The sequence below is a fragment of the Methanohalobium evestigatum Z-7303 genome, from assembly GCF_000196655.1.
GTDB classification, from domain to species: Archaea; Halobacteriota; Methanosarcinia; order Methanosarcinales; family Methanosarcinaceae; genus Methanohalobium; species Methanohalobium evestigatum.
Window position 1 is genome coordinate 1,047,674 of sequence record NC_014253.1, and the last position, 19,879, is coordinate 1,067,552.

Sequence of the window (19,879 nt, forward strand, 5' to 3'; positions counted from 1 at the left end):
ATCACTTTGGGCGAATATGTATTATAAGTTCATTTTATTTGTGTTTTTATAAATACATTAATATTAATGAACTTTGTAAATCAACAATGGTTATTTAAATAATTAAAAAGCAATTTTTATCCAATATTAAACACAAAACGAAGACAAAACATGGCGGATGTATCACGTTATATCAAAGACCTTGATTATGAACACTGCAAACAGCTGATTCATATTGTATTTGGGTTTGTACTACTGTTGTTTCCTTTTGTGAGTATTTACAGTTTATTGGCGGGTTCTGTCTTTGTTCTAATCCTTTTGAGATACATTCCAGAAGAATCGGTTCTTTACTGTATTGTTCATGATAACCCCTCATATTATCCTAATCAACCCAAAAAGCCGAAAATAAGAAGTTCATATAATCTTGTAGTATCAATAACTATTCTTCTGTTAATAGGAGCTATTCTTGATTTTACTTCTTTTTCATATCCGCTGTATGTAATTTCAGGTGCATTTGCAATTTCCACTTTCGGTGTAAGTACTGCAAATTATGTAAATCGTAAAATAGCATATAAAAAATATACATTAACATTGACATCTATCATTGTTCTGCTCGGTGTGGGCATAATCACGTCGTTTCTGTCAAGTTCATGGATTATATTCTGGCAAAATACACCCATCACCTACGGCATGGTTTTTTTTGTTTCAGTGATAGGAGCTATAACAGGGGCTTTATTTGAATCTATACCTTCAAATATTGATACTAATTTCATTGTTCCGCTTGGATGTGGGATGGTAATGTGGATGTTTGCTGCTTTTGGCTACTTTGTACCACCGCTTCAGATGTCTTTTGCATTCGCATTTTCTCTACTTTTGGGGATTTTGGCCTATAAAGCAGGAATAGCAGACATTTCAGCACTACTCAGTGCAGCGCTTCTTGGAGTTTTGATAATTGGTTTTGGTGATTTCTTCTGGTTTATATTGCTGTTAATGTTTTTCATACTTGGAGGAATCTTTACCAAATACAAGTACAAATACAAGGAATCCATTGGTATTGCACAATCTGAGGGAGGTATTCGCAGTTATGAAAATGTGTTCAGCAATAGTACAGCTGCATTATGTCTTGCTATTGCCTATGGGATTTATCCTGAATACAGTTCTCTAATAATCTTTGCATATCTGGGGGCTGTAGCAACAGCCACCGGTGACACATTGGCAAGTGAAATAGGCACTACAGCAAAAGCAAAACCAAGGATTATTACCACATTAAAACCCACAAATCCTGGAACAGATGGTGCGATATCCGTTCTTGGAGAGATAGCAGCAGTCTTAGGTTCTATATGTATAGGGTTGTTGGCCTATCTTTTTGGGATGGTTGATAACCTTTTACTTTCGTTGGTGATAGGTACTGCGGGAGGATTTATAGGGACAAATATAGATAGCCTGATAGGGGCAACAATACAGGAAAAACATTTCCTTTCAAACAGTGGCGTTAATTTTGTTGCAACCTTTGCAGGTGCTTTAATCTCAGGAATTCTTTATATATTAATGTATAAATTATTTTAATTATTTACTTTCAGTTGCAATTTTTATCTGCATTGGTATTGTAAAAGTAAACCTGCTGCCTTCCCCGTATTTACTTTCAACTTCTATATACCCACCATGAATTTCGACAAGCCTTTTGACCAGTGTTAATCCAAGACCTGTACCCGCGTGCCGTCTTTTAGTACTTGAATCCAGTTGTTTAAATGATTCAAATATTTCGTCCTGTTTATCCTCTGGTATACCTATACCTGTATCAATAACCGAAAATTGATAATTATTATCCACAAAATCCACTTCTGTGGTAATTGATCCATTATTTGTAAACTTTATAGCGTTGTATATGAGGTTGTAAAGTATTTGTCTAAGCTTTATATTATCCATACAGACATACTCTATATCAGGGTTAATTTTTGAATCAAGGGTTAATCCTTTTTCAGAAGCAAGTGGAGACAATTTTGCCATTAAATCTTCAATGATTTCGGTTAATGATATTTTTTCATAATGAAGTTCCATTTTACCGGATTCGATTTTTGATAAATCGAGTAAATCGTTGATAAGGTCAAGCAGGTTCTGTCCGCTTTTGTGTATTTTATTCAGGTAATTTATCTGGTTGTTGTTTAATTTCCCTGCTTTTCCTTTAAGCATGATGTCTGAAAAACCTATAATTGAGGTTAGAGGTGTGCGCAACTCATGACTCACATTGGCAAGAAGTTCACTTTTTGCTTGACTGGTAGCTTCAGCTTCCAGTTTTGCAATGATTAGGTTCTCTTCAGCCTGTTTTCGTGTAGTAATGTCACGGCAGAACCCAAGTATAACCGGTTCACTATCCAAATCAATTCGGGTTATTTTTACCTCTACAGGATAAATAGAACCGTATTTTCTTTCATGAGAAGTTTCTATACGATAGGAATTATGTATCGATAACTTATTCCTGTACCTTTTTCTGGAATTATAATTTTCGTTATAAGGCTCAATATCCATAATGTTCATTGAAAGAAGTTCACTTTTTGTATAACCCAGATTTTCATATGCAAGTTCATTTACATAAACAATGTCACCATCAAAATCATGGGCTATAATAGCATCAGCTGCAAGCTCTATAACTGTTCTGAACCTTTCTTCACTTTCTTTAATTCGTTTTCAACTTTTTTACGTTCATCGTTATTTCCTCAGTGGTTTTAGATAATCTGGTTGAAATCAAAAAACGTTTACTACTAATATAATCAATTTTTTAATTAAATTATAATTATATTAAAAAATTATTAAAAATCTATAAATAACATATGTTAACAGAGAAAAAAATGATTGATGTAAAAATAATTCATACTCTTTTTAAAATTTTTCGGGGAGAGAAATCAGTAAAATCAAACCGTCTATAAATCCAAGGTAAAATTTAACAAGTTTCAGGATTATTTTTTTGTAGGGGAAGTTATATGGAAATTGATATCAGGACATTTGCACTTTTACATCTTATTGTACAGTTTTTAATCATTCTTACAGTTATAATGGGTGTTTACCTTTTCAAAAAAGGAAAAATCCGCAACCATTGTAAAATCATGCCAGCAGCACTTGTGGTGCAGATTTTAACAGTTGTTTTTATAATGACTCCTTCCATGTCAAGATATGTAGAAGGTATAATACCGAATTTATTGTTTAATATTGAGCTGTGGGTGCATCATATTGTTGGTTTAGTGGTTATCCTTCTTGGGGGTTATATATATCTTGGTTTCAGAAAAAAAATTAAATTTGTGGTAAATCGCACAAAATTGATGAAATCTACATTCTGGATGTGGATTTTAACCTTCCTGATTGGTCTGCATCTTTATCTGATGCTCTGGTTAGGAACATGGCCTCTTTAACAACAATAAGAAATATAACAGTGATTAACCAGAAAGTACTATGCTAAATAATGGGGGTTTGTGATGAAAGATAAATTGATAATTCTGATAGTTATAGTATCAGTATTTTTAGCTATTGGATGCGCTCAACAGCCGGATGATAATGGTGAAACAGATACAAACATACTGTAAAATGGACTAATCTGGACATTGCAACACATAATGCAAGGCAGACAATTGATAATCCAGAATTTTATTCACCCAACCTTCAGCAGGGTGATTCATTCAGTCATACATTTGATGAAGAGGGAACATATGATTATATATGCACTATTCATCCCTATATGGAGGGGGCGGTGACAGTTGAATAAAGATCTCTCTATTTCTTTTTTATTTTACTATGAATAGCCATTGTTTGGAAAGGAAAATATGAGGTGTTAAAGCTCAGCATTATCCATACTTTTCCACCAGCAGGGCTTTGCCCAAAAACCCCTATATTTTTTGTGCAGATTTATGGCTTTTTGTGCAATTGCTTTAAGGAACCAAGATTCCGTTTAAGGTACTATTTGCCAAAAAATCGTCAAATGAATAACCCTAACACATAGCCTTCAAATCTAATTTTAGACCTGATAAAAGTTTAGTCTGGTATCATTTGACTTTAAATGATTATAATGATTTTATAAGGTTATCAGGAACAATCTGCTTAATATAATGATTCAAGTAATACTTCTTGTACTTTCCTGTTTGTTTAGCTATTATGATATCATCATTTTGGAACTTAGTAATGTACCAATTAACAGTACTTTTACTTAGATAATGCATCTCAGAAAGCTCAGTATTTGTTATTCCTGGATAATTCAGAATAGATATCAACAAATCTTTGCTTGTAGTACTTTTTAAATGAGGAATAATTTTTCTATCGATTTCGTTAAACGTAGCAGAATTTTGGATTAATAAAGTGTATTTGCCAGATTTTATAGTTTCAATTTTATCATTTCTTTCAAGAGTTTTTATATGATACTTTGTACTTCCTCTGTTTATACCAACCCCATCAGAAAGATCTTTTATAGTACAACCAGGATGTTTTACTATGTAGTTGTAGACCTTGTTCCTGTTTTCATTATTATCAAATAATTCTTTAACAACGCTTAATAAAAACGGTAGAAATTTGACAATACCTACAAATGACAAAACAAATCCAGATACATAAGCAATCTGCATCCTTAGAGGCAAGTCCCAGAATGAATTGTATGTTCCATCAGCTCCACTTGTATCTACATCATCACGACCTTCGATAGATTTATCATGCGGTGATATTTCGTAACCACCATCTTCTGCGACCGTCAATGGAACAGTTACAATAATCAAAATAATAAATAAAGAAAATTTCACAGTCCACATTGGTTACCCACATCAAATTGTATAGTCTTCAGTACCGTCTACTTGTTCACCGTAGATTTCATATCCCCAATAACCAGTGGCAAGACCGTTTGAATTCTCAATATCAATATTTATCTGACCATCGACACTACCATCGTCTGTATCATAAAATGGTCCCAGTTCATAACCACCTGGTGTGTGGACGGTAAGTTTCAATGAGTCACTGGTATCTCCCCAATCCAAATTTACATTTAATACATTAATTCCACTGCTCACATATTTATAGTGCCAGTCAGTCTCGCCCTGAGAGATTAAATCTGAGATTTTCATAATTCCAATGTTTGTATCTTCATCTTCCCCTGGAGTCACGATATAACCACTTTTTTCAGTAATATATTCCTCGTTTCCATCTGCGGCCGCGCCAACAAACGACATAGTCAGCAACAATACAAGAAACGCAACACCCACCTTTTTGACTACTTTAACCACATGCATAATTTATTCACCAATCGTGTAAAAGAAAATATACCATTTAATTTTTCTGTCCATGACGTCGAACTTTACTACTAAAACATAATTGATTTTTTACTTTTTAGTCTTATAATTTGTTTTTCTAGTATCAATCGAAACAGTTCGATATCATGGACATAATATATTTATTTTATCAGTATTTTGAGTTAATTGAGCACATCTAATTATGGATGTTTGAAGGAGTATAGACACACTGATATGGTAAACAATCCTTGGCTCACGAATAAAGGAGTAATGAAAATGAAAATCGGTAGAAAAAGACAAATAGAAGGTCTGCTAGTAGCGACAATGCTTGTTTGTATGGTCTTCGTAACAACCGTAAGCGCCGAAAATAGTATGGCGGCTAGTTCCGAAATGAATAAAACATACACTAAAGGAAATGTGGAGATTACATTAGATAAAAATGAAAACATGAACAGTGCCAAATTAAAAGTTACATCTAATGAATCTACATATAACTATAGAGTAAATTTGTCAAAGTCAGAAAGTAAATATATTGCTAAAATATACAATTCTGACGGAAAACTAATAAACAAAAAGTATTATTCCTCAAATCCACTGTTTTCTTCGGAAAATGAAGAGCCGATAATAATCCAAGATATAATTGTAGACGCAAACATTGACATATACCCTGGTAAATATTCTTACAATGTGGGTGAGTACGGGACAGTAAATGTCGTTGTTGATAATTATGCAGCCCCTGATGGAAGTACAAACTACTATCTGAGAATACCAAAAGGGATTGATTACATAAACGTTTATGACGGAAAAGAGCCGAGCTATGTTTATAATCTACCAACAAGTAATGATTACGTTTTTATTCCCGAAAAGGGACGAGTTTACGGACCAGCAACAGTTTTATATTGGCAAGACCTCCATACATTTGGCTACAATGAACATATAAAAGTGCAGGTAAAATATAGCAATAATGGAAGTTTTAAACTATATGCATATGACCATGATCAAGAAATATTGTCTGGATGGCCAGCATGGGATGATGATCAATTCTACTCTTCAGCATCCTGACATTTTCTTGATTTTGAATGGACAGGGTTGTAATGTTACAAAAACTGAACAGCAACTTAATAGCTACTTTATTACTTGTAATATTACTACTCTTAACTTTATTATATTATTTAGAGGATTTCATACATCCCGGTGCATTATATTCTTTCTTTAGGTATATTAGTCAGTTTATTGGCGGTGTTTTTTATGCTCTTGGTATATTTGTTATAATCGGCATTGTAGGTTTCTTTTTAAGATATTTGGTTAAACGATTCAATTGAATAATTATTAATGGCCATCTTCTTTTGATTAATAGTAAGCGAGTGTATAATTATGTTCAAATCGAGAAATAAATTACTAATTTCTGGAATTACAGTCATCATCTTATTTTCCAGTATATTTGTACATATAACGATTTTAAACCTTGACATATGGAGACCAGTTGACGAAAGGAATAGTTGTACTTACGGTGTTGAAATAACTGGTCTCTCAGGTAAAAATGTTACAGGGAATACTACAATACTTGTACCAATACCTGCAACAAAAAGTGGAGAATTTCTTCCAGCTGCAAAGCAAGAACACCCTAATTTTCTGCAAGAACAGATTTTAAGATACATCCTCCACACGCCTGAAAGTAAAATATCTGGACCTTCTTTTAAAAATGAAATTGTATTACTCGATAAATTATCTTCTGGAGGTTATTGGGAAAACTTCATCGCAAAAAAGATGGCAAAATCATGATGGGTTTTAAAACTGATAATTCCCAGCTCCATGACATACATTTTGATAGAACCATGGTCATCAATCATACCGATGTTTTCAATCCCATATACAATAGCAGCCTTATATTATATCCCTGTAAAAACCTGTCCAAAATATCGATGAAATCATATGGAAATAAGAAAATTTATGCTCAAAATCCTACTTATGAGAGCTGTATTTATTTGAGTGGCAATCTTAACAAAACAACTGTAGATTTAGATATCAGAATCACATGTTATAATGATCTTACCAACTGGCCTGATGAATATCAGGGTTACTATGAATGTTATGTAGAGAACAAGCACAGAACAAACCTCATAAACAGCACCGGAAAAATACCTGTTAACGTTACTCTTGAACAAACGATTGATCCACAGCCCCTTAAGCAATGAAAAATCAGTTGGTACTTAAAATTGAACAAGTTGTCCATTGTCAGTGATTTTTCAACAACCTGGTTTTTGCAAATGAATTGTTCGACGTCATGGATATAAAAATTTTATATGATGTTCTTGTTAGATGGGTATGTGAACATCAAATAAAGATGGTCAACAAAAACCGAATTAAAAGGGGGAAAACATGAAAGCAAAGTTTAGTACATTGTTGATGGTGATGGTACTGATAAGTATGGCATTTGTATCAACTGCAAGTGCACAAAACAATATATCCAATGAAACACAATATTCTGACAAAACGGACAACATTAGTTTAGAAAAAGCTAGGCTAGTCGCTTCTTATTATGTACAATATGTTCCAAATGTGACCGAAAAAGTTGAAAAATTCCAAGACTGGAATGATGCAACCGTAAAGAAATCAGAGATATTTTATAATCTAAAAGGTGAAAAATCTGCTTATGCATTTAATGTCACCGTAAACGGGGAATATTCAGGGTATATCCTAATTTCAGCAACAAAAGACAACTATCCTGTTCTTGAATTTTCAAAAGGTAAAATACCCAGTACTATTCCAAAAATTAAAAACAAAACTGAATCTTTAGTAAAAGAACACGTTAACAAAGATAACCTAACTATTGGAAAAGCAAAACCACTTTATTTAGGAGCAACATTTTATTATGCTCAATATCCCTTAAAAAATAAACAGGGTAAAGTTGTCAATAATGTAACGGTAGACTTGACAACACCAGCGATTGTTAAATCTAATAAATCTAAGATTAAAAAACCTGTTATAGAAATTAATTCTTCAAGACAGCAAAAAATGAAGAAAGAAGAAGCTCACAGACAGTGGAAATCCATTGAGAAAAGAATGAGTACTGGATTAAGCTTATCAAAAGCTAAAGTATCATCTAGTGAGCTAGGGTGGATTGATGGAGTACCTGCATACGAATGGTATAAAGGTTGTTCACCTACAGCATCTGCAATGGTTTTAGGGTATTGGAAAAATAATGGTTATCCTGGTTTTCCTGAAGAAATAACTTTGATAGAAGAATTAGCTAATGCTATGGGTACATCAAATTGGCCTGAAGGCACAACTTGGCCAATTGAAATTGACAACGGAATCGAAGAAGTTTGCGATAATCATGGTTATAATAATTTTGATGCAAATAACGATTATTATGTATCATGGAATGAAGTCATAAATAATGTAAACTCGGATGAACCATTTGTAATTAATATGTTGAGCGGTGGAACAGGTAGTGGTCATTCCCAACCTTATGGTGAACATAGCGTTACATGTGTTGGTTATTCAGATAATACAGAAGATTATATATTCATACATGATACATGGGATGAAAATACACATCATATCGCCTTTGGTAATTGGGGAGGAGCAATGGCGACATGGGTAAATCCTTAACTACTTTTTTATTGCATTTTTTCAAAGAATTAAGTAGTTCGAAAATGTAATGAGAGGCTGAAAAACATGAAAATGAAACATCTTGCTTACTTTGTTTTATTTTTTGTATTAATTTCAACTGGTTCTGTAACAACTGATACAATTATAGTAGATGACAAAACAGGAAATAACTATACTTCCATAAAAAAAGCTGTCAATGATGCTAATTCAGGGGATAATATTGTTGTTTATCCTGGTAAATATATAGAAAATATAGTTATTGATAAAGAGGTATCCATAGAATCTAAATCCAAGAACCCAGAAAATACAGTAATTCAATCCAAAACACCAGAAAAAAATGTTATTCAGGTTAATTCTAACAAAGTGAATATAAGTGGATTTAAGATAATGGGTGTTAAAAACACGAACCAATCAGGAGTATATCTTGATAGAGTAGAAAAATGTAATATCAGTAACAGTATTTTTTCAAAAAACTTCAATGGTGTATCTTTTTTCAAATCAGAATGGAATACCTTAGTCAATAATACTGTGAAATCCAACAAAAACCATGGTATTTATTTGAAAAAATCAAAAAATAATAGAGTAATAAACAATATTGTAGGTTCAAATAGCAGATATGGTATTTTTTTACAAAGGTCTATAAACAACAATATAATTACCAATCATATTCAAAATCATAGTAATAATGGAATAATGGTAGACCACTCAAACAACAATTTCCTAGGAGATAACAAATTTTTTGATAATGAATATGGTATTTACATTCATTCTTCGCAATCCAATAAATTAAAAGTTAATAATATCTCAAACAATAAAATTGGTATCCAAGGAGGTCTTTCAAACAAAAATGAATTAATTAATAATAGTATATTAAAAAACAAAGTTGGAATCTTTTTGTACAAGTGTAATGGCAATGATATAATTGCCAATATTATAAATGAAAATATCCATAAAGGAATTCTTCTTCAATATTCTGTTGATAACAAAATAAGTAATAATACTCTAAATTCCAATGGTTTAGGAATAATCATGGAGGATTTTAGCAGTAATAATACAGTACATTATAACAGTCTGTCTAAAAATAGAGCTAATATCAGAGCAAATTATTCTATAAACCAGATTAAAAACAATTACATGAATAATAACAGTAGCCAAAATCTTAATAGTGATAGCCATGAAATACCTTTTATAAATTCCACATTTTTATTAATTTTGATTGCCACTGCATTTGTCTTTTCAAAAAATAAGAGAGGCAACAAACGGAAATGATTATAGGATATGATTATAAATCAGAAACTTTTCAGAAAGGAATATTTTTGTTCAGGTATAGTAAGGAATATGGATACCGTCTAAATCGATTATTCATGGTTTTGCCCAAATAAAAAACAATTTTTATAAAATTTAACTTGAAAATTTTCTAAAAACTCAACTTTTTGATTGTTTTACATTTAGTCATACTTTTGAAAAAATTATTAATTTCATAATCAAAGCCTGTCAAAGTAGTTTTTAGCTGGCCTTTTCTAATAGGTTAATCATGCATTTTGAAATTTTTGAAAGTAAACTGATTGGACTTTTTGTGCAAACACTTTGCAAAAATTGTCAACTTTTTGTGCAACTCGTTAACTTTTTGTGTGGAGGAACTTTTTAGGCAAAGCCCACCAGCAGGGATTGAGTTTGAGGAAAACTTCAGAATTATTGTCCTATATGGCTGAACCGGTAAGCTATAGATGAGTGCTTTACTGAGTTCAGAAGTTTAGATGGTGTGTACACAACCTCTTATAATATCAGGAATTAATTCCTTATCAAAGGGAGATATTCATTAACTAAACAATATCCTGTTTCTTACTGGAAACATTAATCTATTAAATCTTTTGAAAACCTTCAACTTTTGCAATTAAATAAAAAATCTATATATGAATAATCTTAATATTTTTCTTATGAAAAATATTATATAACATTAAAAGGTAATAAGTTTCCGTTTTCCTGCAAAAGGGGAGGTACAATGTATAGGATAAGTATAAAGAGCAAAAGAATAACTTTAGTTATTGCAACACTAATTCTCGTACTATTAACTCTTACAAATTCCGCATATGCAACATCTATCGAGGAAAATGCAGCATCAATAACCAGTTTGGAAACAACCCTTACCTTTGTCTGGCTTATACTTTCCGGTGCTATTGTGTTCCTGATGCATGCTGGTTTTTCATTAGTGGAAGCCGGACTGACAAGGTCGAAAAATACTGCCAACATTCTGATGAAAAACTTCATGACAATTTCACTTGGTGTGCTTGTGTACTGGGCTGTCGGTTGGGCTATTATGTATGGAACTGATGCCGCAGGATTAGTTGGAACCAGTCAATTCTTCCTTAGTGGAGCCGATAATTCACTCTGGAACAGCTGGTGGTTCCAGATGGTATTTGCTGCTACTGCTGCCACGATAGTTTCAGGAGCTGTAGCAGAACGGATGGAATTTAAAGCATATTTAATCTATGCCATACTGATGGTTGCTCTTATTTATCCGGTGTATGGACACTGGGTATGGAGTGGGTCGGAACTTGCACTGTTGACAGGTGCTGACAGTTTTATCGTGAATGCGATTGGTACAAGCTTGCATGATTTTGCGGGATCGAGTGTTGTACATGCAGTCGGTGGCTATGCGGCTCTTGCCGCTGTGATTATACTTGGTCCAAGAATCGGAAAATTCAGAGATGGAGAGCCAGTAGCTATACCGGGTCACAACCTTGCATATGCGTTCCTTGGGACCCTGATACTTGCTTTTGGTTGGATTGGATTCAACGGCGGAAGTACACTTGATGCTACTGATGCCTATATGAACCTGGTTATAGTAAACACTTTCATAGCGGCTGCTGCGGGTGCTGTATCCGCCATGCTGGTTACATGGGTTAAAACCGGTAAACCAGATCCATCACTTACTGCTAACGGTCTTCTGGCAGGTCTGGTTGCAATAACCGCTCCATGCGGTTCTGTGGAAAACTGGGCTGCACTGATTATCGGGACTATAGGTGGAATTATTGTATATGCAGGTGTTATGTTCAATGAGAATGTCCTGAAAGTGGACGATCCTGTAGGTGCGATTTCTGTACATGGATACAGCGGCAGCTGGGGACTTCTTTCGGTAGGTATATTTTCGGTGGGTCTTGGTAACGGTATATTGGAAGATGCCGTATATGCAGCCAGTGTCCCCGGACTTATTTATGGAGGTGTCAGTCAGTTCCTGATTCAACTGGTCGGTGTCATTGTAAACATCATATGGGCTTTTGGTGCATCATTTTTCATCTTCAAAATTATCGATGTCATTATAGGTACAAGGGTTTCTGAAGAGGACGAAATCACAGGTCTGGATACAGTTGAACACGGAATTGAAGCATATCCTGAACATTTTACAACTGAAAGTGAGTGAGGTTAGTGATGAAGATGAAAAAAATAGAAGCTATCGTAAGACCGACCAAGGTTGACCATGTAAAAACAGAACTTGAGGATGCAGGGTTTGAAAGTCTTACACAATATGATGTTAAAGGCAGAGGTAAACAAAAAGGTGTTGTACAGCAGTGGAGGGGCAGGAAATACTGTGTAGATATGCTGCCAAAATCCAAAATCGAGATGGTTGTCTCTGACGATGATGTGAATACTGTAATAGATATTATTCAGAAAACTGCTTCAACAGGTGAAATCGGAGACGGTAAGATTTTCGTCTCTCCTGTGGAATCCGTAGTGAGAATAAGGACAAATGAAAGAGATGGAGATGCTCTATAAATCCATCTCCCTTTTATTCACAGGTGGATTCCAGAAATTAAACATACCCTGTAATGTGGATAATTCTTAGAAACCCCATGTAATCCATACCATGCATACTTCCTCCACTAAAAAATATCATACAATGGTGTTGAATACGGGATACGATTTTCTGGATTCCTAAAACTAACTTAATTAAGTGGTATTATGGATACTGAAAGAAATCGCTTAAAAATTCCATCCAGATTTAGCATGGAAAACTATCCAACTATATTTCTGGATAGGTATTATCTCTGCTGTGTTTCTTAGAGTAATTGTTATAGCAGAAGGGTTATAATGATTTTATAGCAAGGATAATATCCTATTTAGAAGTTATAGGGTACCTGTTCTTCTTTGCACATAGGTACTGTTATTGTTCAGTTAATGGGGCATATCAATCTATTTTAGATTTACAGTATTTTTTTAATACAACAATTTAGAGTTTTTAATTGGGTGAAACATTGTCTCTGAATTTGTGGAAAGACTTATTAATCGTGATAGTTAACTATTATTTTTAAGGGGGTTTGTATATGAAGAAACTATTTATGATTTTAGCAATACTAATCAGTGTATTCTTAGCTATAGGATGTGCCGGTAATCAACAAAATGGTGGCACAGAGGATAATGGTGAAGATGGAGCTGTGGAAACTACCAATGTAATCATGGAAGATATTCAGTTCAAACCAGCTACTATACAAATATCAGTCGGTGACACTGTTACATGGACAAATGAAGACTCTACAGAACATACAGTAACATCTGATAATTTTGATTCCGGAAACCTGGAGCAAGGGGAAACATTCACACATACTTTTAATGAAGCCGGAGTCTATGATTATCAATGTACTATCCATCCGTCCATGACAGGTACAGTTATCGTAGGTGATGTTGATACAGGCACAGGGAATACAAACAATGATGGTACAGGAGGATACTGAACTTTTTCTTTTCCTTTTTTACCTTCTATCCACCACACGTTTCGGTCTGCCTTTCATACGGTAAAATTCCAGTTTTCCGGGACCTGTAAAATTAAATATAATACTGAATGATACATCCAAATATGCCTGCTCCAGAGCGGGTTTGTGATGGAAAAATGATTTCAGGAAATTTTCCTTAACTACTTCATAATCGCATTTTTTTGGGTCAATGCATTCAAGACTAACCCTCATAATTGTTTCGTCCTCATTATTTCCGCTGTACAGGAAGGATTCATATTCGCCAGTAAGATATTCCATATTTTCTCTCTGGAAAACCCCTCGTTCAATATCTACACGATTGAAAGGAGTTCCACGAACCCAGAATGTTTCAGCTTCACGCTGTGGATTGTCAATTTTCATATGAGTTCTTCCGCATGAACATTTTTGCCTTGTGCGTACTACAGTCGTATCTTCAGTATCATAATTAATAAGCAAAGTTCCGCATTTTGCACCCACTGGCAACAGCGTTGTAAGCACACTCCTTCCACAATCTCCATCATTTACAAACTCTTTCATATTGGGGTCGTATACATCCAGATGAACAAGGTCTTCAGGTACATGAAGCCCGTTTATTTCGCTGCATTCGCCACACATGGTGCCTTCTGTACTGCCATAGGTATTGAACACATTACATCCCCATATTTCTGAAAGGTAATCTCTTGCTTCTTCTGCAAAACTTTCACCACCTACTACCAGTCGTTCTATACTGGATTCAGAAGGTTCCAAACCTTCTTTTTTCATCCGGTTGGCAAGTCTTAATAATTTGAAGACATTACCCACTATACCTGTAGGTTCGTAGGATGTTATTACACGCACTGGAAATGTACATTTACCTTCTGGAATTATGGACATGCCTATATCACGTGCTGCAAGAGTCATTGTGTTTGCACCCACGTTCATCCCATAGGATGCACACACCACAACCCTGTCACCGGGTCCAAAACCCTGTGATATAAAAGTTCTTTTATATTTTTCAGCAAATCTCTCCCAGTCTTTCCATGTTAGAAAGAAGGATTTGGGTACACCGCTTGTTCCACTTGTTTCATGTACTGTAAAAACATCTTCCCAACCCACGCTTTTAAACTCAAAAGAATTTGTTTCAGGCGGCTGGTTATGGCGGATAGTATCTCCCGATATAATTGGCAGATGTAAAAGGTCTTCATGAGACTGGATGTCTGAAGGGTTAATACTGTTTTTGTCAAACCATTTCCTGTAAAATGGGGAATTCTTGTAGGCATAGTTAACAGTGTATTTAATACGTTCATCCACAAGTTCATCCAACTCATTCCGACTCATCATTTCAATTTCCTGGTTGGTATATTCTATATTACTCATAATATCTTTTTAGGTTATATGTGTCTTTTATATGTTTTTTAATGATCTTACCATATCATCAGCATCCGTTTTTGGAGAACTGCAGGAATAGTTTTGACATATATAAGCGGTTGCTTTTCCTTCCTGTGAATCCATATCTCTGGTAAACCCAGCAATGTTTACAATATCTGGTGATTGAACTTTATCAGGTTTAAAAAGCACAACTTTGCGGGGTATAAACTCTGTTCTTAATGAGTTTATCATATTCTGGGTATCTTCTGACTGAAAATCTCCTGTTATTACAACTTCACTGGATGGACCCTGAACAAAATCAAGTGCCTGCATTGAATGAGTAGATGCAATCGGGTTTCTGGATAACGATTTGGAAAACGATTTTATGGAATCTGAAGCTTTCTTTTCAAGTTCCGGATTGCCGGTCATCCTTCCAAGACGCATAAGGTTCATAAGAGCTACTGAGTTTCCTGAAGGCGAAGCCCCATCATAAATTTCTTTTTTACGTACTATAGGTGTTTCTGCATTATCTGGTGTAAAGTAAAATCCTCCGTTATTGTCATCCCAGAAATGGTTAATCAAGTAGTTATTGAACTCGAGAGCTTTCTCTAGGTATTTAACTTCAAAGGTTGTCTCATAGAGTTCAATTAGTCCCCATGTCAAAAAAGCATAGTCATCAATGAACCCGTGTATATCAGAATCACCATCCCGATACCTGTGCATCAGCTGACCAGATGAATCAGACATGTTTTTAATTATAAAATCAGCAGCTTTTCTGGCGGAGTTGGCATACTCCTTGTCATTAAATACCTGTGCACCTTTTGAAAGTGCAGCAATCATCAGACCGTTCCAGTCAGTAAGTATCTTATCGTCTTTTGCTGGATGTACACGATTTTCACGAGCTTCAAACAGTTTTCTTCTTGCGACCTCAAGGCGTCTTTGTGAATAAATGGTTTTTAGAAGGTTGCGTTTCCATGCACCGCGTTTTTCACGAGCTTCGTTAAGTTTTTCATGAAATTCATCAAGTTCTTCATCAGGCTCTACATCAATATATAAGGGTGTTTCTATTAAATGAGGTATATTTTTACCTGTTAAGTTACCGGTTTTCTCATCACGGAAATTACCTTCTTTTTTAATATTAAAAAGGTTGGTTACAATATTGGCTTCTGACTTCGATAGAATTTTATGTATTTCATCATATGTCCAAGTATAGAATTTACCTTCTACTCCCTCACTATCTGCATCTACTGCAGAATAAAATCCCCCTTCTTTTGAGGTAAGGTCGCGTAGGGCATAGGTGAAAACATCCCTGGCTGTATTTTTATACTCAATTTTTCCGGTTGCTTGGTAAACTTCAATATAAGCCATTGATAGCAATGCTTGGTCATAAAGCATCTTTTCAAAATGTGGAATCATCCAGTATCTGTCTGTAGAATAGCGGTGGAAGCCAAAACCTATGTGGTCATAAATACCACCTATACGCATGTTTTTGAGCGTTTTCTCGACCATTTCCAGTGCTTTGTTATTAGATGTTCGTTCCCAATACCTCATTAAAAACATTAAATTATGCGGTGAAGGGAATTTTGGAGCGTTACCGAATCCTCCATATTCAGGGTCATAATTTTCCAGAAGTGATTCATATGCTGAATCAAGTTCCTGATTGCTCAATTCTCTGGTTTTGGGTGACTTTGTAAATACTTCCTCAACTGATGATGTAATTTGTTCTGCACGGCTTACAAGTTCTCGTTTCTGTTTTGACCACATATCACTGATTCGGGGAAGTAAATCAATCAGCCCAGTTAATCCGAATCTGCTTTCTTTTGGAAGATATGTGGCGGCAGAAAACGGTTTTTTTTCAGGTGTCATTATAATAGTAAGCGGCCATCCACCTCTTCCGGTAAGAGCCTGACAGACATCCATATAAGTACTGTCAATATCCGGGCGCTCTTCCCTGTCAACTTTAATACAAACAAAGTTATCGTTCAGTATTTGAGCAATTTCAGGGTCTTCAAAAGATTCATTTTCCATTACATGGCACCAGTGACATGTGGAATAACCTATAGACAGGAATATGGGTTTGTCTTCATTCTTTGCTTTTTCAAAAGCCTCATCTCCCCATGGATACCAGTTTACTGGATTATAAGCATGCTGTAACAGATACGGACTTTTCTCATTGATTAAATGATTGGGGTGTTTCCCAGTTTCACCAGTTTCTTCATTCATTTAATTTCACCTTTTTTGGAGATAAAGTGTACTAACACCCGTTTTTATTGTTAAATAAATGTTATAATGCCATTGACAATCAAAATTATAATTTTTAATATGGCTTTATTAACTCTAAATACTCCTATTTAAATTAAGATAGCATGATATTTATATCTATGTTTAAATCGTTATCCGATAATATATTAAAAGTGAATTTAAAATGTCAGGAAAACATAGATAAAGTATGAATATTCTGATTTATTCAATATATATACAAAAAGCTTAAATTGGTTACTTTTTTAGATATACGGTAATTCATTTATCTAAATTGCTAACTATTTACTTGCAAAACGATAAAGATATGGAAATTTAACAATGGGAGCAATATCACTACTTAGCAGTGGACTGGATTCGGTAGCAGCTCTGACAATTGCAAGAGAGATAACCGATGTAAAGCTTGCGATTATTTTTGATTACGGTCAGCGTTCTGCAAAAAAGGAAATTGAATATTCCAAAAAAATATGCACACATTTTGGTATCGATTACGAAGTTATTAAACTTGATTGGCTCGAAAAAATTACCAATACATCATTGGTAAACAAAAAGGAAGATGTACCAGAGCTTACACTGGATGATGTTTCGGGAAAAAACGCAACTGAAAAGACAGAAGAATCAGCAAAGAATGTGTGGGTACCGAATAGGAATGGTATATTTTTAAATATTTCAGCAGGTTTTGCTGAAAGCCTGGAATGTGAATATGTGATAGTTGGATTCAACAGTGAAGAGGGACAAACATTTCCTGACAATTCCCCTGAATTTGTAGATTCGATGAATACATGTTTGTCGTATTCTACCAGAAACGGTGTCAAAATACTCGCACCTTTAGTAGACTATAATAAAAAGGATATTATCAATCAGGCTCTAAAATCAGGTACTCCTCTGGAGTGGAGCTGGAGCTGTTATCATGGAAGAGATTTACCATGTGGTGTATGTGAAAGCTGTATTAGACGGAAACACGCCTTTAATGAACTGGGTATTAAAGACCCACTACTTGTAAGGTTAGGTATGGTTGATAATGATTGACTTTTCCGGTGTATATCATGGAATGTATTTATCTGAATAACAGAAATTATGACGGAAGCCAAATATCATCACTATGGGCATATAATATTGCAGGAGTTCAGGATGATTCGATAATCTATTTCAGAGGAACATGCAATGTGGAAATCGACCATATGATAGACCTGGAAGACAAAAGAGAAAACGAAGCAATTTATTCGTCTGATATGATTCATTTTATAATCGAACATTTTGATTCAACCAACCTGAAACTCGTTTATTCAAGACAGCGTTTATTTGCATCCATTGTATCAGAAATATTGATGGATAAGGGATTTAATATTAAACGCGAAGGTGATGACCTTTTTATAAACAATAGGAAACTTTCAGTATCAATTGCCAGTACTTCAGCTGTATCACAAAAAATTCATTTCGGGATTAATGTAATACATGATTATTATGCGGATTTAAAAAGTATAGGGTTTGAAGAAAGTAAAATCGAACAGTTGATGTGTGAAATTGCTGAAAGTTATGTTAATGAATTAGATGATATTGAAAAAGATTTACGAAAATCCAGACCACTTGATGTGATTTAATGAACGCACCGATAAGTGAGATATTTTGTTCTGTTCAGGGCGAGGGACCCTATGTAGGTGTAAGGCAGGTTTTTGTACGTTTTATCGGATGTAACCTTCAATGTCAATATTGTGACACACAGAGAGAATATGTGGATTTTTGCAGGTTTGAGGAAAATCCCGGATCGGATGAATTTGAATTGATACCCAACCCTCTGGATGTCAATACTGTTGCTGAATCAATAGAATCATTTAGCAGTGTTCATTCGGTTTCACTGACAGGTGGAGAACCCCTGATACATGCAGATTTCATAAAGAACCTGCAAATTTCTGCTCCTTTATATCTGGAATCCAATATGACCCTACCTGAGATGGCGAAAAAGGTTAAAGATAAAGTGTCATTTGTATCAGGAGACGTTAAAATTATAAATGAATTTGAATGTGATGATTTTGAAACACATATCGAAAAAACAATTGATAGTTTCAAAATATTAAAAACTACAGAATCCAGAGATTGCTTTTGTAAAATAGTAGTACTGGAAAACACAAAAATTGAATATGTTCTGGATATTATGGACAAAATATCTGACTATATATCCGGGGCTATATTACAGCCTGTAACACAGGGCTACAACCGCCCATCTGTTCAACACCTGCTTCAAATTCAAAAACAATTGCTGGATAAAGGAATAAATACTAAAGTAATACCACAAACCCACAAAATGCTGGGGTGCCTATAATGGAAAAAATGCGACTTGGAATCATAGAATCAATTGATACTGCTCACTATTTACCGGGACATGAGACATGTGGGATTGTACATGGTCATACCTACAGAGTAGAAGTAGTGATAGAAGGCGAAAAAAACGGCGGCATGGTCATGGATTTTGCAGACCTGAAAAAGATAGTAAAGGATATACTGAAGGATTATGACCACACATTATTAAACAATATACTGTCCTATCCAAGTTCTGAAAACCTTTGTGAAAATATATATTCCAAGCTTTCTGAAAAACTAAAAATGCTTGTAAAGGTTAGAATCTGGGAAGGAGAAGGTAAATGGTGTGAGATTGATTCAACTACAAGTTAATAC

20 protein-coding genes are annotated in these 19,879 nt (G+C 34.6%); 15 read left to right on the forward strand and 5 right to left on the reverse strand.

The genetic code is table 11. From position 1 onward, the window contains the following. Window positions 1–150 precede the first annotated feature (150 nt). Window positions 151–1,545 carry a TIGR00297 family protein gene (locus METEV_RS05405; RefSeq protein WP_013194541.1) on the forward strand — a complete coding sequence of 465 codons (1,395 nt, stop codon included), beginning with the start codon at window positions 151–153 and terminating at the stop codon, window positions 1,543–1,545. Here METEV_RS05405 and METEV_RS05410 read toward each other — a convergent pair whose 3' ends face one another. Next, window positions 1,546–2,658 carry a sensor histidine kinase gene (locus METEV_RS05410; protein ID WP_013194542.1) on the reverse strand — a complete coding sequence of 371 codons (1,113 nt, stop codon included), beginning with the start codon at window positions 2,656–2,658 and terminating at the stop codon, window positions 1,546–1,548. Window positions 2,659–2,957: 299 nt separating this feature from the next. On the opposite strand from METEV_RS05410, the gene METEV_RS05415 reads away from it, so the two are divergent. After that, a complete protein-coding gene (locus tag METEV_RS05415; RefSeq protein ID WP_013194543.1) occupies window positions 2,958–3,383 on the forward strand; it encodes a DUF420 domain-containing protein in 426 nt (141 codons plus the stop codon). A 215-nt stretch (window positions 3,384–3,598) separates the two neighbouring features. Beyond that, a complete protein-coding gene (locus METEV_RS12005; RefSeq protein WP_232216907.1) occupies window positions 3,599–3,733 on the forward strand; it encodes a plastocyanin/azurin family copper-binding protein in 135 nt (44 codons plus the stop codon). A 295-nt stretch (window positions 3,734–4,028) separates the two neighbouring features. Here METEV_RS12005 and METEV_RS05420 read toward each other — a convergent pair whose 3' ends face one another. Further along, window positions 4,029–4,730, reverse strand: coding sequence for a winged helix-turn-helix transcriptional regulator (locus METEV_RS05420; protein WP_232216888.1), 702 nt, complete (start codon window positions 4,728–4,730; stop codon window positions 4,029–4,031). 45 nt (window positions 4,731–4,775) lie between these two features. After that, a complete protein-coding gene (locus METEV_RS12010; protein WP_013194545.1) occupies window positions 4,776–5,237 on the reverse strand; it encodes a hypothetical protein in 462 nt (153 codons plus the stop codon). A 276-nt stretch (window positions 5,238–5,513) separates the two neighbouring features. Between METEV_RS12010 and METEV_RS05430 the strand changes: the two genes are divergently transcribed. The 8 genes from METEV_RS05430 to METEV_RS05470 all read left to right on the forward strand — a co-directional run bounded on the left by METEV_RS05430 (window position 5,514) and on the right by METEV_RS05470 (window position 13,582). Further along, complete coding sequence (locus tag METEV_RS05430) at window positions 5,514–6,299, forward strand: hypothetical protein (RefSeq protein ID WP_013194546.1); 786 nt, start codon at window positions 5,514–5,516, stop codon at window positions 6,297–6,299. A gap of 312 nt (window positions 6,300–6,611) precedes the next feature. Further along, window positions 6,612–7,019, forward strand: coding sequence for a hypothetical protein (locus METEV_RS05440; protein WP_049891000.1), 408 nt, complete (start codon window positions 6,612–6,614; stop codon window positions 7,017–7,019). Continuing rightward, window positions 7,016–7,432 (forward strand): hypothetical protein, encoded by a 417-nt coding sequence (locus METEV_RS05445; RefSeq protein ID WP_049891001.1) that lies wholly within the window; start codon window positions 7,016–7,018, stop codon window positions 7,430–7,432. The genes METEV_RS05440 and METEV_RS05445 overlap by 4 nt, the downstream gene beginning before the upstream one ends. 184 nt (window positions 7,433–7,616) lie before the next feature. Further along, window positions 7,617–8,852: a C39 family peptidase gene (locus METEV_RS05450; protein WP_013194547.1), complete on the forward strand. Its 1,236-nt coding sequence runs from the start codon at window positions 7,617–7,619 to the stop codon at window positions 8,850–8,852. Between the two features lie 66 nt (window positions 8,853–8,918). Next, complete coding sequence (locus tag METEV_RS05455; protein ID WP_013194548.1) at window positions 8,919–10,121, forward strand: right-handed parallel beta-helix repeat-containing protein; 1,203 nt, start codon at window positions 8,919–8,921, stop codon at window positions 10,119–10,121. Between the two features lie 733 nt (window positions 10,122–10,854). After that, window positions 10,855–12,273, forward strand: coding sequence for an ammonium transporter (locus tag METEV_RS05460; RefSeq protein WP_013194549.1), 1,419 nt, complete (start codon window positions 10,855–10,857; stop codon window positions 12,271–12,273). Between the two features lie 14 nt (window positions 12,274–12,287). Next, a complete protein-coding gene (locus tag METEV_RS05465) occupies window positions 12,288–12,626 on the forward strand; it encodes a P-II family nitrogen regulator (RefSeq protein WP_198008178.1) in 339 nt (112 codons plus the stop codon). 548 nt (window positions 12,627–13,174) lie between these two features. Further along, window positions 13,175–13,582 (forward strand): cupredoxin domain-containing protein, encoded by a 408-nt coding sequence (locus METEV_RS05470; protein WP_013194551.1) that lies wholly within the window; start codon window positions 13,175–13,177, stop codon window positions 13,580–13,582. Window positions 13,583–13,600: 18 nt separating this feature from the next. On the opposite strand, the gene ftsA is transcribed toward METEV_RS05470, so the two are convergent. Beyond that, window positions 13,601–14,956, reverse strand: coding sequence for a coenzyme F390 synthetase (gene ftsA / locus METEV_RS05475; protein WP_013194552.1), 1,356 nt, complete (start codon window positions 14,954–14,956; stop codon window positions 13,601–13,603). 27 nt (window positions 14,957–14,983) lie between these two features. Further along, on the reverse strand, window positions 14,984–17,170 hold the full coding sequence (locus METEV_RS05480; RefSeq protein WP_013194553.1) for a thioredoxin domain-containing protein: 2,187 nt from the start codon (window positions 17,168–17,170) through the stop codon (window positions 14,984–14,986). A gap of 357 nt (window positions 17,171–17,527) precedes the next feature. Here METEV_RS05480 and queC point away from each other — a divergent pair, with 357 nt between their 5' ends. Genes queC through queD form a run of 4 tightly spaced genes read left to right on the forward strand, consistent with a single transcriptional unit; the run spans window position 17,528 to window position 19,876 of the window. Next, window positions 17,528–18,235, forward strand: a complete 708-nt coding sequence (queC, locus tag METEV_RS05485; protein ID WP_013194554.1) for a 7-cyano-7-deazaguanine synthase QueC — start codon at window positions 17,528–17,530, stop codon at window positions 18,233–18,235. Window positions 18,236–18,252: 17 nt separating this feature from the next. Then, a complete protein-coding gene (locus METEV_RS05490) occupies window positions 18,253–18,807 on the forward strand; it encodes a DUF366 family protein (RefSeq protein WP_013194555.1) in 555 nt (184 codons plus the stop codon). Next, complete coding sequence (locus tag METEV_RS05495; RefSeq protein WP_013194556.1) at window positions 18,807–19,526, forward strand: 7-carboxy-7-deazaguanine synthase QueE; 720 nt, start codon at window positions 18,807–18,809, stop codon at window positions 19,524–19,526. The genes METEV_RS05490 and METEV_RS05495 overlap by 1 nt, the downstream gene beginning before the upstream one ends. After that, window positions 19,526–19,876, forward strand: coding sequence for a 6-carboxytetrahydropterin synthase QueD (gene queD, locus METEV_RS05500; protein WP_013194557.1), 351 nt, complete (start codon window positions 19,526–19,528; stop codon window positions 19,874–19,876). The genes METEV_RS05495 and queD overlap by 1 nt, the downstream gene beginning before the upstream one ends. The last annotated feature ends 3 nt before the right edge of the window (window positions 19,877–19,879 follow it).

Coding starts and splice junctions, on each gene's coding strand:
- METEV_RS05405 (WP_013194541.1), top strand. CDS start 151: ATGGCGGATGTATCACGTTATATCAAAGACCTTGATTATGAACACTGC.
- METEV_RS05415 (WP_013194543.1), top strand. CDS start 2,958: ATGGAAATTGATATCAGGACATTTGCACTTTTACATCTTATTGTACAG.
- METEV_RS12010 (WP_013194545.1), bottom strand. CDS start 5,237: ATGCATGTGGTTAAAGTAGTCAAAAAGGTGGGTGTTGCGTTTCTTGTA.
- METEV_RS05430 (WP_013194546.1), top strand. CDS start 5,514: ATGAAAATCGGTAGAAAAAGACAAATAGAAGGTCTGCTAGTAGCGACA.
- METEV_RS05440 (WP_049891000.1), top strand. CDS start 6,612: ATGTTCAAATCGAGAAATAAATTACTAATTTCTGGAATTACAGTCATC.
- METEV_RS05445 (WP_049891001.1), top strand. CDS start 7,016: ATGATGGGTTTTAAAACTGATAATTCCCAGCTCCATGACATACATTTT.
- METEV_RS05450 (WP_013194547.1), top strand. CDS start 7,617: ATGAAAGCAAAGTTTAGTACATTGTTGATGGTGATGGTACTGATAAGT.
- METEV_RS05455 (WP_013194548.1), top strand. CDS start 8,919: ATGAAAATGAAACATCTTGCTTACTTTGTTTTATTTTTTGTATTAATT.
- METEV_RS05460 (WP_013194549.1), top strand. CDS start 10,855: ATGTATAGGATAAGTATAAAGAGCAAAAGAATAACTTTAGTTATTGCA.
- METEV_RS05465 (WP_198008178.1), top strand. CDS start 12,288: ATGAAAAAAATAGAAGCTATCGTAAGACCGACCAAGGTTGACCATGTA.
- METEV_RS05470 (WP_013194551.1), top strand. CDS start 13,175: ATGAAGAAACTATTTATGATTTTAGCAATACTAATCAGTGTATTCTTA.
- ftsA (WP_013194552.1), bottom strand. CDS start 14,956: ATGAGTAATATAGAATATACCAACCAGGAAATTGAAATGATGAGTCGG.
- METEV_RS05480 (WP_013194553.1), bottom strand. CDS start 17,170: ATGAATGAAGAAACTGGTGAAACTGGGAAACACCCCAATCATTTAATC.
- queC (WP_013194554.1), top strand. CDS start 17,528: ATGGGAGCAATATCACTACTTAGCAGTGGACTGGATTCGGTAGCAGCT.
- METEV_RS05490 (WP_013194555.1), top strand. CDS start 18,253: ATGGAATGTATTTATCTGAATAACAGAAATTATGACGGAAGCCAAATA.
- METEV_RS05495 (WP_013194556.1), top strand. CDS start 18,807: ATGAACGCACCGATAAGTGAGATATTTTGTTCTGTTCAGGGCGAGGGA.
- queD (WP_013194557.1), top strand. CDS start 19,526: ATGGAAAAAATGCGACTTGGAATCATAGAATCAATTGATACTGCTCAC.